Source organism: Rhizobium changzhiense (assembly GCF_013087625.1).
Classification (GTDB): Bacteria; Pseudomonadota; Alphaproteobacteria; order Rhizobiales; family Rhizobiaceae; genus Rhizobium; species Rhizobium sophorae.
The window spans coordinates 871,564-884,969 of the sequence record NZ_JABFCQ010000003.1; the positions used below are offsets into that span (position 1 = coordinate 871,564).

The window sequence follows — 13,406 nt, forward strand, 5'->3', positions numbered from 1 at the left end:
ATGAACGTCAACCAGCATTCTTCGCAACCAGACCACGATCGCTTCGGGCTTAACTCGTTCTCCCGCGGCCTCTATATTGGCGGCGCCTGGCGGCCTGCGGCGGGCGAGGGTCGGATCGAGGTGATCGACCCCTCGACCGAGGCGGTCGTTGCCGCCGTGCCGGATGCGACCCTTGCGGATGCGGCAGCGGCCGTGGAGGCTGCCGCAAGCGTTGCGGAAAGCTGGCGCGAGACTCCGCCGAGAAAGCGTTCCGAGATCCTGCGCCGCTGCTTCGAACTTATGGTGGAGCGCTCCGAAACGCTTGCCAGGCTCATTTCGCTCGAGAACGGCAAGGCGTTGCGCGACGCGCGCGGCGAGGTGGCCTATGCGGCGGAGTTCTTTCGGTGGAATGCCGAGGAGGCGGTGCGCATCTCTGGTGAGTTCGGCCTTGCCCCGGCCGGCGGAAACCGGATCGTGGTCGATTACCAGCCTATCGGCATCTGCGTTCTCATCACACCGTGGAATTTCCCGGCCGCGATGGCGACCCGCAAGATCGCGCCTGCCCTTGCCGCGGGCTGCACCGTCATCCTGAAGCCGGCGAGCGAGACGCCGCTGACGGCCTACGCGCTTGCGGCTCTCTACGAGGAAGCGGGCGTGCCGCCGGGTGTCGTGAACGTGATGACAACATCGACGCCAGGCCCCGTCATCGCCGCGATGCTGGGCGACCCGCGCGTGCGAAAACTTTCCTTCACCGGCTCGACGGGCGTCGGCCGCACGCTTCTGGCGGAAGCGTCGAAAAATGTCATCTCCTGTTCCATGGAACTCGGCGGCAACGCGCCATTCATCGTTTTCGACGATGCGGACATCGACGCGGCGATCGAGGGTCTGATGGTCGCGAAAATGCGCAATGCGGGTGAGGCCTGCACGGCTGCAAACCGCATTTACGTCCAGTCCGGTATTCACGATGCCTTCGCGGAAAAATTCACCCGACTCATGGCCGCCCTCAGGGTCGGCCCGGGTGTGGATCCGGATACCGAGTGCGGTCCGATGATCACGCGCAAGGCGGTGGAGAAGATCGAGCGCCTGGTTGCTGACGCCATTTCGCGCGGCGCGCGCGCGCTCTGCGGCGGACGAACGTTGGCAGGGCGCGGATTTTTTTATCCGCCGACGGTGCTTGTCGATGTTTCCCGGGACTCCGACATGGGCTGCGAGGAGATTTTCGGTCCCGTCGCGCCGCTCTATCGTTTCGAGACCGAGGCCGAGGTCATCGCTGCCGCCAACGATACGGAATATGGCCTCGCCGCCTACATCTATACCCGCGACATTGGCCGCGGCATGCGGGTCGCCTCCAAGGTCGAGGCTGGAATGATCGCGCTCAATCGTGGACTGGTCTCCGATCCCGCGGCCCCCTTTGGCGGTGTGAAACAGAGCGGCCTTGGACGTGAAGGAGGGCAGCATCACGGTATCGCGGAGTTCATGGAAGCCAAGTACATTGCGACAAGTTTCTGAGGGAGGAACTTGTGGCCGCCGATCCGTTCCGCATTCGTGACCATGTCGCAGATTTCGACGCGATCGTTGGCGATATCCGTGCTCGCAGCCTTGCGACGCGGCGCACTGTCGCCATGGAGGCCAACATCGCCTACGGGACCGAACCGGGCGAGACGCTCGACATCTTCCTGCCAGATAGCGCCGGCTCGGACTTGCCGATCCACATGTTCATCCATGGCGGCTATTGGCGGATGTTTTCCAAGGAGGACTATTCCTGCGTCGCCGAGACCATTACCGGCGCCGGCGCGGTCGCAGCTATCGTCGATTACTCCTTGATGCCCACGGTGAGAATGGACGTCCTGATTGATCAGGTCCTGAAAGCCAAGGCATTCCTGCTGGCGCATGCCGATCGTTTTGGCGCCACGTCAAAGCGGTTCTCCGTCAGCGGCCACTCCGCCGGTGCACATCTTGCAACCTTTCTCTTCCATCGCTCGCCAGCGCCTTCGGGCGTCGTCGCTGCTTTCCTGCTTGGCGGGTTATACGATCTCGAACCCCTGCAGAGGTCTTTCCTGCGCGACGAAATTGCATTGAGCGACGAGGAGGTGCGACGGTTTACGCCCATGCGTCACCAGCACGATCCTGCAACGCGTGTCGATATCATGACCGGCGAACGGGAAACCGGTCCATTCAAAATCCAGGCGAATGCTTTCAGGGACATTCTTGCCGCCCAGGGGCTCGACGTGCGGGCATCGCAGGTCGCAGACGGCAATCACATGAGCACAGTACGCGATCTCGCCGTCCTCGGCACACCTGTGGCGGCAGCATTGCACGCCTTGATTGCCAATGATCCCGGTGAGGAACCGAAGCGATCAACCTTCCCTTGACCGCCGGTTTTTCGTGATCGTGGCAATCGAAGCGTGATGCATCAGCTCCTGTGACACCAAGCCGTGCCGATCCGCGTTGCCGACATCGCGCAAATGCCGACTGCTCCCTAGAAATCAGCCACTTTGCCCCAGGCGGATGTCCCGAAGCGCTCGGGATGGTATGGCCTGGGATCAACGATCGGCTCATCGCCCGTGACGATATCGGCGATCAAATGGCCGGCGCCCGGCCCGATGCCGAAGCCGTGTCCGCTGAAGCCGGCAGCGACGATGAAACCCGGGAGGGTAGGGATTTCGCCGATCCCGGGCACCCCGTCAGGTGTGCTGTCGATGTACCCTGCCCAGGCCGCGCTGATATCGGTTTTTTTCAACGCGGGAAGAAGTTCGAGCGCCCGCGAATGCGTGAGGGCAATGGTGGCCTCGTTTACCGCCGGGTCGAGGATGCGCATGCGCTCCATCGGTGTCGGCCTGTCGAGCCGCCAGCGTGCCAGAGATTCATGCCCTGAGCGAAAACCTTCCAACCCGCCGGGTGCGAGACTGCGCCAGCGCCGGGCAAACATCGGCAGGAACTGCCGCGCGAAGCGAAGCTGCTGCGGCGTCGGATCGACGCGGCCGCGGCCGCTGATCGCCAGCGTGTAGCCGCCATCGCGACGTCGCGTCACCGACACTGCGGATGTATGCAATGCATCCGGCAGGCCCTCGGCCCCCGCGGAAACCGAGAGGATTGACGAGCGGATCGAGGCTTGCGGAAATCGAATGCCGAGTTGGCGGCAGAAGGAGGAGGCCCAGGCGCCGCCGGCGAGGATGGCGATTTTCGTGCGGATCGTGCCATGCTCGGTGACGACGCCGGAGAGCCTTCCGCCTTCGACGTCAAGGCCGCGGGCCGCACAGGATTGATGCACCGTTCCGCCGAGCTTCAGGATCGCACGCGCGACGGCCGGCGCAGCGCTTGCCGGATCGGCGGTGCCGTCGGTCGGCGAAAACACCCCGCCTTTCCATGAGGTGCCGGTGGCACGCCCGCGTTCGGTTGCCTCTTCGCTGCTCAGCATATGCGTCGTGACGCCGACCGAGCGGGCGAAATCGCGCCAGCGTGCCCAGCCGGACAGTTCCTCCTCGCTATTGCTGAGATAGAAGAGGCCGCAGCGACGGAAGCCGGTATCCTCGCCGGTCTCAGTGGCGAAGCGCTCCCACAGATCGAGGCTCTTGGTCGACATCGGCAGTTCGCGGGCGTCGCGGTTCTGCTGTCGGCACCAGCCCCAGTTGCGGCTCGATTGCTCGGCGCCGATCAGGCCCTTCTCGACGAGGGCGACCTTCAATCCGCGCCGGGTGAGATAGTAGGCCGCAAAAACCCCGACGATGCCGCCGCCGATGACCACGGCATCAGCGGTGGAAGGCAGTTCCGGCGTGGTGTCGACGCGATTGAGCGGTGCAGTCATGGGAGAGTCTCCGTTTTAACGCTAGTGTAGCGGATCCGACGCCACGGCTTTGCCGGAGATCGGTTCGTGGCAGCAGAAGATTCCGTGTGGGGAGGATGCCAGTAGCCGTTTGTGCTTCGGCCTGTCTCGCAACGCGATCGACAGGCCAACGTCATGTGCTAAGGTTGGTGTCGGGAACAAGCAGCATAATCTGCTGCGTCATTGGCGATCTCCAGCAAGTGAGGGCGTGTGAGATGAAACTCGACCGGATCGACGTAAAAATCCTTTACGAACTGCAGAAGAATGGCCGAGTCACCAATGTGGAACTCGCCGAACTGGTCAATCTGTCGCCGAGCCCCTGCCTGATGCGGGTAAAGAAGCTGCAGTCCGAAGGCTACATCGAAGGCTATTCGGCCCAGATCAACGTCAGCAAGCTGGGGCAGACGCTGACTGTCTTCACCGAGATCACCCTGAAGAACCACCGGCAAATCGACTTCGCCCGCTTCCTGGCGGCGATCGAGAAGGTCGACCAGGTGATCGAATGCCATCTGGTCTCCGGCGGCTACGATTATCTGCTGAAGTTCGTCACCGCCGGGATCGACGAATACCAGACGATCATGGAGCGCCTCACCGATATGGACGTCGGCATCGACAAATATTTCAGCTTCGTCGTGCTGAAATCGCCAATCATCAAAGCCCACATGCCGCTAACCACCTTGTTTCCGCATTAGTTGGCGAGAAGGACCGCACCGGGGCCGCTCCTGATATCACGGCTGGATGTTCTTTCATCCGCCCCTGTGGCCGAATGTCCCAACGCACTCTGTCCGGGGGTCAAATCGACCTTACCCAACTGCATCTCCTCGACCCAATTGAGAGGCCGATTATCTCTGTCGCAGGTTGTTCTCCCCATAATTAAGAGTCTCATACTGGTTGGAAGGACTTGCGACAGAATTTCGGGCCGTCTTTCCAAAGCCATGATCGCCGCCACTTGCAGATCTCTTGCCGTGAAGCCTAGCCTTTTCAGCATGACCTGACCGGGTGCGCGCTGAGTCCGGCAAGTATCTCGCTTTTGGCTCCGAGGAGGGCAGCGCGGCAACGCCTTGAATCGGCGCTCAGTGCCGGCAATAAGCCCGCACCAGTTCCGGATCCTGCTGGAGCCCGTCGAGCCAGGCCGGATCGAGTGTCGGCACCGATGAGAAGAGCAGTTGCGAATAGGGGTGTTGCGGCGCCCTCACTGTTGAGGAGGTGATTTCCTCGACCTTCCTGCCTCCATACATCACGACGATCTCGTCGCAGATCGCCTCCACCACTGAGAGGTCGTGGCTGATGAAGATGTAGGAGAGGCCGAGTTCCCGCTGCAATTCCTTGAGCAGGTCGATGACGGCGGCGGCAACCACGGTGTCGAGCGCCGAGGTAATTTCGTCGCAGAGGATCAGCTTCGGATCGGCGGCGAGCGCCCTGGCGAAGTTGACACGCTGCTTCTGGCCGCCCGAGAGTTCGCCCGGCCGGCGATGCCGCAGGTTGCGGGGCAGGCGTACCATATCGAGCAGTTGATCGATCCGGGCGTTCCGCGCTTTTCTATCCATAGCGTGGTAAAACACCAAAGGTCTGTCGAGTATGTCCTCGACCGATTTTGCGGGATTGAGTGCGGTATCGGCATATTGGAAGACGATCTGCATCTCGCGCAACTCATCACGTGAACGCTTGCGCGCGTTGCGATGCAGTTCCGTGCCGTCGAAGGTGATCTTGCCGATCGCGGCCGGCAGGATGCCGGCGATGGTACGGGCGAGTGTCGACTTGCCGCAACCGGATTCGCCGATGATGCCGAGATTGCGGCCTTTTTCCACCTTCAGGCTCACGTGCTCGACCGCGCGAACGAGCGGCAGCCCGTCAGCCTGGCGCTGTCCATAGCCAGCGACGAGATCTTCGATCTTCAGAAGTGGAGCCGCCGCTTTCTCGACAGGGGCTGCTGCTGCGCGCAGTTTCGGCTCGAAGGCTGCAAGCAGCTCCCTGGTATAGGGGTGCTTGGCGTTGTTGAGGATATCTTCGGTGGTGCCCGTTTCCTGGGTCTCTCCGCCTTTCAAGACAACGATACGGTCGGCGATCTGGGCGACGACGGCAAGGTCGTGCGAGACATAAACACCTGCTATGCCGCCCTTCTTCATGACCGACTTGAAAGCCCGCAGCACTTCGATCTGGGTCGTGACGTCGAGCGCCGTCGTCGGCTCGTCAAAGATGACGAGGGTCGGGTCGCCGATCAGCGCCATGGCGGCCGCCAGACGCTGCAGCTGGCCGCCGGAAACCTGGTGCGGATAACGGCTGCCGATCGTCTCGGGGTTCGGCAGCGACAGTGCCCGGAAGAGCTCGACTGCCCGAGCACGCGCATCGTCCGGCGACATCAGGTGATGGATACGCGTGACTTCGATCACCTGATCCATGATCGATGTGGCCGGGTTGAAGGCGGCGGCGGCCGATTGCGGGACATAGGCGACTTCGGTGCCGCGCACCTTGGCGCGCTGCTTTTCGCTGAGCGTGACCATGTCCTTACCGCCGACCAAAACGCTGCCGCCGGAGATACGACAGCCCGCACGGGTGTGGCCCATCAGGGTCAGGGCGATGGTAGTCTTGCCCGAGCCGCTCTCGCCGATCAGCGCGACGATCTCGCCCTCGGCAACATCGAGGCTGACGCCCTTGATGATTTCGACACGACGGCCGGAATCGGTGGTGGCCTCGACCTTCAGGTCACGGATTTCGATGAGATTGCTCATGACACACTCCGGTCGCGGATTTTCTGCGGCAGGTTGTCGATCAGCAGGTTGACGCTGATCGTGAGGCTGGCGATGGCAAACGAGGGAAACATTACCGCCGGCGCACCGAATGGCAGGCCGCCGATGTTCTCACGCACGAGCGCACCCCAATCGGCATAGGGCGGCTGGACGCCAAGGCCGAGGAAGGAAAGCCCGGAGAGCAGCAGAACGATGAAGACGAAGCGGATGCCGAGATCGGCAAGCACCGGTCCGACGATGTTGGGCAGGATTTCCGAGCGAATAAGATAGAGAGTGCTTTCCCCGCGGATGCGCGCGACCGTGATGAAATCCATCGCATTGATGTTGACGGCGAGCGCCCGGGCGAAACGGTAAGCGCCGGGGATGTAGATCACCGACAGCGTCATGATCAGCACCGGGACCGAGGAGCCGACGGCAGCGACGACCACCAGGCCGAACAGTTTGCTCGGGATGGAGTTGAGGGCGTCGAGGAAGCGGCTGAGGATCGTGTCCAGCCAGCCGCCGGCCACCGCTGCGATCATGCCGAGCACGACGCCGCTGAAGCATGCGATCGTTACCGCCGCCAGCGAGATACCGACCGTGTAGCGCGCCCCCATCAGAATCCGCGAGAGCATGTCGCGGCCGAGATAATCGGAGCCGAGCCAGAGCTCCCGGCTCATCGGGCCGAAATAGTCGAGATCGATAATCTCGCCGACGGGGTAGGGAATAATCCATGGGGCGAAGATCGCGACGAGCGCCCATAAGAAGATGACCGTGAAGCCGATCGCGCCGACGATGTTGAAGCGATAGCCAAACCGGGTTCCGGACAGCCGGCCGGAGGTGGTTTCGGAACTGGTCATGGTCATCGGAGCCTCGGATTGGAAAGGATGGCGATGATATCCGCGATGGTGATCAGCAGCAGGTAGCCCAGGCAGAAGATCATCGCGCAGCTCTGGATTAGCGGCAGATCGCGGGTGGCGACGGCATCCAGCATCAGCTTGGCGATACCGGGATAGTTGAAAATGGTCTCGACGATGATGACGCCTCCGAGAAGATAGGACAGGGAAAGCGCGACGGCATTGACGATCGGACCCAGCGCATTGGGCAGCGCATGGCGAAAGACGATGCGCGGCCGGGAGGCGCCCTTGAGCAATGCCATTTCAACATAAGGTGTGTTGAGCGTCTCGATGACAGCCGCGCGCGTCATGCGGATCATCTGGGCCGAGACGACGAAGGTGAGGGTGATCACCGGCATGGCATAGACACGCAACAGGTCGGCCAGACTGTGGACTTCATTGGCGAAGGACAGCGCCGGCAGCCATTTCAGATAGACGGCGAAGATGAGCGCCGCGGAGGTCGCGACCATGAACTCCGGCACGGAGATGACGCCGATGGTGATCACGGTGACGATCCGGTCGTAAAGCGTGCCGCGCAGCATTGCCGCAGTGATCCCGAGCGTCAGCGCGATCGGTACGGAGAAAAGCGCGGTGACGCCGGCAAGTTTCAGCGTGTTGACGAAGCGGCCGGCGATGAGAGCGGCGATCGGCATTTCGTTGGCATAGGACGTGCCGAGGTCGCCTTGGAGCAGCCCGACTAACCAGCGCATGAAACGAAAGAGCGCCGGTTCGTCGAGATGCATGGCCTTGCGCAGGCCTTCGACGGCTTCCGGCGTGGCGGCTTGGCCGAGCAGGATCGTCGCCGTATCTCCAGGCAACAGCGTTGTCGCAAAGAAGACGGCAAACGAGACGATCACCAGGGTGATCACGGCGACGAACAATCTGCTCAGTACAAGGGATAAGACCTGGCGGTTCACGGGCGTCTTCCCTTTGCGTTCGAGTTAAGTTCCATCAATGCAGATGGAGGAACTGGGGCGCGGCTGCAGCCCCAGTCTCCTGCCTAATCAGGCTTCAAGCCAGACATACTCCGCAAAAGCGTATCCCATCTGGCCGCCGAGCGGGTTGGCTTCCAGGCCCTTGAGCTTGGCGGTCGTCGCATCGACGTTCGAGATATAGGCCGGAATGATAGTGCCGGCTTCCTGGGCGACCATGCCCTGCATCTCGTTATAGATCGCCTTGCGCTTGTCTTGATCGAGAGAGCCGCGCGCCTCGATCAGCATCTTGTCGAACTTCTCCGACTTGTAGTGGCTTTCGTTCCACGGAGCGTCCGAGGTGTAGAGCAGGGAGAAGAGGATATCAGGGGTCGGCCGCGGGTTGATATTGCCGAAGTGGATCGGCGCCTTGAGCCAGTAATTGTCCCAATAGCCATCAGATGGCACTCGCTGGACATCGAGCTTCATGCCGATTTCTGCGCCGGCCGCCTGGATGATCATGGCCATGTCGATCGACGAGCTCGCCGCGTCGGAAGCGATGATCGGGATGGATTGGCCAAGCACGCCGGCCTTGTCGAAGTGGAACTTCGCCTTCTCAGGATCAAAGGCTCGCGCTTTCAGCTCTGCGTCATGATAGAAGTTCGCCGGCGAAACGGGTTGATCGTTGCCGACTTCACCGAGACCGCGCAGCGCCGATTTGACGATCTGTTCGCGGTTGACGAGATACTTCATGCCCTCGATGAAATCGCGCTTGTTGCCGGGCTCCATATCCAGTCGCATGTTGAGATTGGTATAGTTGCCGGACGTCGTCTTCGACAAGGTGAAGCCGTCGCCCTGGGCCTCGACGAGGCGCATAGAGCGCGGATTAATCGTGGCTGCGAGATGGATGTCGCCCGCAAGCAGTGCATTTACACGGGCATTGTCGTCGCTGATCGCGAAATATTCGAAGGAATCGACGTTCGGGCCGGATTTCCAATAGTTCTTGTTCTTGATCCCGACCGATCGAACGCCCGGCTCGAAGACTTCCTTGACGAAAGCGCCGGTGCCGTTGGCCTTGGTGAAATCGGTCGTGCCGTCGGCGACGATCATGAAATGATGCATCGACAGGATGGTCGGCAGGTCGGCATTCGGGCTGGCGAGCGTGATCTCGACGGTCTGTTTGTCGACCGCCTTGAAGCCGGTCATCTGCGCGGCGATCTTGGCGACCTTCGAGCCGACGGATGGGTCGAGATGGCGCTTCAGCGAGAAAACCACGTCATCGGCGGTCAGCGGCTTGCCGTCATGGAAGGTAACGCCGTTCTTCAGCTTGACCGTCCAGGTCTTCGCATCCTTGGACTCGATCGCTTCGGCAAGCTCCATCTGCGGCGTGCCTGATTTGTCGAGGAAGGTGAGGCGGTTATAGAAGGAGCAGCACCGGACATAGTCGGTGGAGAGCGACGCCTTGGCGGGGTCGAGCGTATCGGCCGTGGAGGACGACCAGCCGGCCGCTTTGAGCGCGCCGCCGGAAACGGGCGTGGCGGCGAGCGCCTCGCCGGCGCGGCCAAGCACGAGCCCGCCGGCAGACAGGGCCACGCCGCCTGCAAGCATCATATGCAGCAACTCACGACGGGTGGCGCCACGACGGATGGCGGTTTCGATCCTGGCATCGTCGGACCTAGTCCAATTGGTGATTTTGTCGTTCATCTCATTCCCCTTTTCTTCTGTGGCGGGCTGCCCGTTGCGGGCAGGCCCGATCTGCTTTCAAAGTCAGGCGCGCGCGGCGGCCACGGCATCGGCAAGGCCTGCCATGGAGGTGAAATGGTAGTCGGGTTTGGTGAACTCGGCCGGTTCGATCGTGCCGCCGTAACCCTTCTCGGCATGGCGCCGCTCAATCCAGCAATTGGTCAGCCCGAGTTTTCTGGAAATCCCGATATCGTGGTACTGGCTCTGGGCGACATGCAGGACGTCGTCCTTCGAATGTCCTGCGGCGGCGACGTAGTCGAATACCGTCTCGAAGAATGCGGGATCGGGTTTCTCGGTCCCCGTATCATCCGCGGTGAAGGCTGCATAAAAGGGATTGCCGAGTTCCTTCTCGAAGAAATCGAATGCCCAACGGCGGGCATTGGTCATCGCCACGAGGCGGTAATTCTTCGCAAGACTGGCCAGCGCTGCGGCGCTGTCTGCAAAACCCTTCCAGCTCTTGGCCGAATCCCGCAACCGTTGGCCATATTCTTGGTCAGTGGGCAGGCCGAGCTTCGGCGCGATCGCGAGATAAACGCGCACGAGATCGTCGGGAAAGAGGTCGGCATCCTTGGAGTAGCGGGCTGCGCGGTAGAGGCCAAGCGCCTGCTCGCCGTCGATTTCAGTCCCTGCCTCGGCCGCGATCTCGGCGAGGCAGGTCTTGAGACCGCCTTCGAAGTCGATGAGCGTGCCGACGACATCGAAGGTCATGTATTTGAATTCCGAAAGGCTCTTGCTCACGTGAATTCCCCAGTGTTCGGCTCCGATGGGAGCTCGGCTTCTCGAAGAAGAAAATTCTGTTCCGCTGGCGGGATCAGTGTCCCGCTCTTGTATGGAAGGCCCGCATTGCCGGGATCCAGGCCTTTTCGTTGACTTCAGTTTGTCACCTGCACTGCGCCGGATTCGCCGAATAGGCATCACGACGCGGCACAAAATACCGAATCTGGCCGTTTCGCGATATTCTCAGGACTGCAGCGCCCGACGCACATCCGGGTCCTCCAGCGTCTCGTCCAGCGTGATGCGGGTGCGCTCGACGATCGCGTCAATCTCCGTTTCTGTGCAGCAAAGCGGCGGAGCATAGCCAATTGCACCATTGCCGAAGGCGCGGATGACGAGGCCGTTCTCCCAGGCGCGATCGAAGATGCGGCGGGCGGGTTCGGCGGATGCCGGCAACGGCGTCTTGTTGACCTTGTCGACCACGAGCTCGACGGCGGCGAGCATGCCGCGGCCACGGACATCGCCGACGAGCGGATGATCCCTCAGCGATTCCAGGCCCCGCATCAGCCGTGCGCCGGCCCTGACGCCGTTTTCGAGAAGGCCGTTTTCGTAAAGCTTCAGGACTTCGAGGCCGACCGCGGCGCTGACGGGATGGGCCGAATAGGTATAGCCATGGCCGACGGCGGCAGCACCCGCGCCCTCGGCAATCGTTTGATAGATGTGATCCGCCATCAAGACGGCGCCCATGGGGACGTAGCCGGAGGTGAGGCCCTTGGCGGTGGTCATGAAATCGGGCACGACGTCATCCTCGGTGCAGGCAAAAAGCGGGCCGGTGCGGCCAAAGCCGGTGATCACCTCGTCCGCGACGAAAAGGATGTCGTGCGCGCGGCAGAATTCCCGCATGGCTTTCATCCAGCCTTTCGGCGGCACCAGAACGCCGCCCGAGCCCTGGATCGGCTCGACGTAGAAAGCGGCAACGCGCTCCGGCCCGATCGCCTCGACCTTGCCTTTCAGCGCCGCAAGCGAGGCTTCGATGATCGCCTGCGGATTGTCGCCCACCGGGTTGCGATAGGCATAGTGAGACGGAATCTTATGCTGCCAATCGAAGGGAACGCCGAAGCCGGCATGGAAGGCCGGCAGCGCTGTCAAACCCGCACCGACCGTCGAGGAGCCATGATAGCCCTGTTCGACCGAGATGAACTGATCGCGCTCAGGCTGCCCACGGGCATTCCAATAGTAGCGGATGAAGCGGATCGTGCTGTCTATCGCATCGGAGCCGCTGAGCGTGAAATAGACATGGTTGAGATCGCCCGGTGCGCGGTCGGCGAGTTCGCTTGCAAGCCGGATCGCGGGCTCGGAGCCGAGGCCGAAATAGGCCGTCGCATAGGGAAGCTCGCGCATCTGCCGGGCCGCTGCCTCGACGATGCTTTCGTGGCCGTAACCGGCATTGACGCACCAGAGGCCGGCGAAGCCGTCGATCAGCTGCTTGCCGGAGGCGTCGGTGACCGTCGCGCCCTTGGCCGAGGCCAGCACGCGCACGCCGAGCTTTTCATGGCCGCGGTAGGAGGCGACCGGATGGATGAGATGGGCGCGATCGAGTTCGATGAGGGAATTGCTGTACATGGGGATCTCCGGATCAGCCGAGTGCCTGGCTGGCGAGGGCAAAGGTGGTGACGGCCGGGTCGGCAGCCTGGCGAACCAACGGCTTTTTCATCGTGATTCCGCCGCCGACATGGGCGAGCCCCTGTTCGGTGAGCCATGGGGAAAGCCCGGTCTCGGCCGTGGTATCGACCCTGAGGAACCGTCCGGGCCGCCTGGCGATGAAATGTTCAATGAGTTTCCTGGCCTCGCCGAGGTCGGCGGCCACCACGGGTCCGATCACTTCGCCGCGGCCGAAGGGACGCAGGCAAGCGAAGCCGGAAACGTGGCCGTCGCGGCGAAGGACGGCGAATTCGCCGATCCTGGCGAGATAGGAGAGCAGCTCTTCGCGGTCGGCGCCGAAGGCAAGTCGGTCAAGCTCCGCGATGCCAGCGAGGTCGGCATCGGTGGCGGCTTCCGTTTCCGCCGGCGCGGCAATTTCTCCCGCGAGGCCCTGATGCTGCAGCACGGTTCCCGTCTCGTGGAAGCCAAGCTTTTGGTAGAGCGGCAGACCTGCCGTCGTCGCCACCAGCCTCAACGGCCGGTCACCCGCGGTCAGCAATGCGGCGTCCATGAGCTTGCGGCCGAGGCCCCTGCCGCGCATCGTCTCGTCGACAATGACCATGTTGATGGTTGCACAATCGCCCTTGTATGGCGTGACTAGCACGGTGCCGACGACCCTGCCGTCCTCGACCGCAACCATCCCTTCGCTCAAGGCGAGCGCCAGCTGCCAGTCTTCCGTCCGATGCGGCCAGCCCGCCTGTCTTGAGAGCGCGACGGCGGCTTCCAGATGGTCGGGGCCGAACGGGACGATTTCGATCTGACTTGCTTGCATGGGGGCGTCCTTCATATCGTGCCCGCCAGTCTGCCGGAGCGCCGGCGGGCAGATCGTCTGAAGGCCATGGTTCAAGCAGTATCTTATGGCTTTGCTGTCATGGGCCACCGCATCTTATGCTAGAACCGATCGATATCCATC

Annotated in this window: 11 protein-coding genes; 3 read left to right on the forward strand and 8 right to left on the reverse strand. The window is 62.1% G+C overall.

What is annotated here, in order from left to right:
- Positions 1-1,488, forward strand: a complete 1,488-nt coding sequence (locus tag G9X68_RS19125) for an NAD-dependent succinate-semialdehyde dehydrogenase (protein WP_171603716.1) — start codon at positions 1-3, stop codon at positions 1,486-1,488.
- A gap of 11 nt (positions 1,489-1,499) precedes the next feature.
- Complete coding sequence (locus tag G9X68_RS19130; protein WP_171603717.1) at positions 1,500-2,351, forward strand: alpha/beta hydrolase; 852 nt, start codon at positions 1,500-1,502, stop codon at positions 2,349-2,351.
- 107 nt (positions 2,352-2,458) lie between these two features.
- On the opposite strand, the gene G9X68_RS19135 is transcribed toward G9X68_RS19130, so the two are convergent.
- On the reverse strand, positions 2,459-3,784 hold the full coding sequence (locus G9X68_RS19135) for an NAD(P)/FAD-dependent oxidoreductase (RefSeq protein WP_171603718.1): 1,326 nt from the start codon (positions 3,782-3,784) through the stop codon (positions 2,459-2,461).
- Between the two features lie 233 nt (positions 3,785-4,017).
- Between G9X68_RS19135 and G9X68_RS19140 the strand changes: the two genes are divergently transcribed.
- Positions 4,018-4,494 carry an Lrp/AsnC family transcriptional regulator gene (locus G9X68_RS19140; protein WP_003549758.1) on the forward strand — a complete coding sequence of 159 codons (477 nt, stop codon included), beginning with the start codon at positions 4,018-4,020 and terminating at the stop codon, positions 4,492-4,494.
- A gap of 381 nt (positions 4,495-4,875) precedes the next feature.
- Here the strand turns inward: G9X68_RS19140 and G9X68_RS19145 are convergent, their stop codons facing one another.
- The 7 genes from G9X68_RS19145 to G9X68_RS19175 all read right to left on the reverse strand — a co-directional run bounded on the left by G9X68_RS19145 (position 4,876) and on the right by G9X68_RS19175 (position 13,265).
- The gene (locus G9X68_RS19145) at positions 4,876-6,531 is read right to left on the reverse strand and encodes an ABC transporter ATP-binding protein (RefSeq protein WP_168308380.1); all 1,656 of its coding nucleotides are present in this window, start codon (positions 6,529-6,531) and stop codon (positions 4,876-4,878) included.
- A complete protein-coding gene (locus G9X68_RS19150) occupies positions 6,528-7,394 on the reverse strand; it encodes an ABC transporter permease (protein ID WP_065283214.1) in 867 nt (288 codons plus the stop codon). Before G9X68_RS19150 ends, G9X68_RS19145 begins: the two co-directional genes overlap by 4 nt.
- A complete protein-coding gene (locus G9X68_RS19155; RefSeq protein ID WP_171603719.1) occupies positions 7,391-8,341 on the reverse strand; it encodes an ABC transporter permease in 951 nt (316 codons plus the stop codon). Before G9X68_RS19155 ends, G9X68_RS19150 begins: the two co-directional genes overlap by 4 nt.
- Positions 8,342-8,428: 87 nt before the next feature.
- Entirely contained in the window at positions 8,429-10,039 is a 1,611-nt protein-coding gene (locus tag G9X68_RS19160; RefSeq protein ID WP_171603720.1) for an ABC transporter substrate-binding protein, read from the reverse strand.
- A 63-nt stretch (positions 10,040-10,102) separates the two neighbouring features.
- Positions 10,103-10,816 (reverse strand): HAD-IA family hydrolase, encoded by a 714-nt coding sequence (locus G9X68_RS19165; protein WP_168308378.1) that lies wholly within the window; start codon positions 10,814-10,816, stop codon positions 10,103-10,105.
- Positions 10,817-11,038: 222 nt separating this feature from the next.
- Positions 11,039-12,415 (reverse strand): aspartate aminotransferase family protein, encoded by a 1,377-nt coding sequence (locus G9X68_RS19170; RefSeq protein WP_171603721.1) that lies wholly within the window; start codon positions 12,413-12,415, stop codon positions 11,039-11,041.
- 13 nt (positions 12,416-12,428) lie between these two features.
- The gene (locus tag G9X68_RS19175; protein ID WP_171603722.1) at positions 12,429-13,265 is read right to left on the reverse strand and encodes a GNAT family N-acetyltransferase; all 837 of its coding nucleotides are present in this window, start codon (positions 13,263-13,265) and stop codon (positions 12,429-12,431) included.
- Positions 13,266-13,406: the final 141 nt, after the last annotated feature.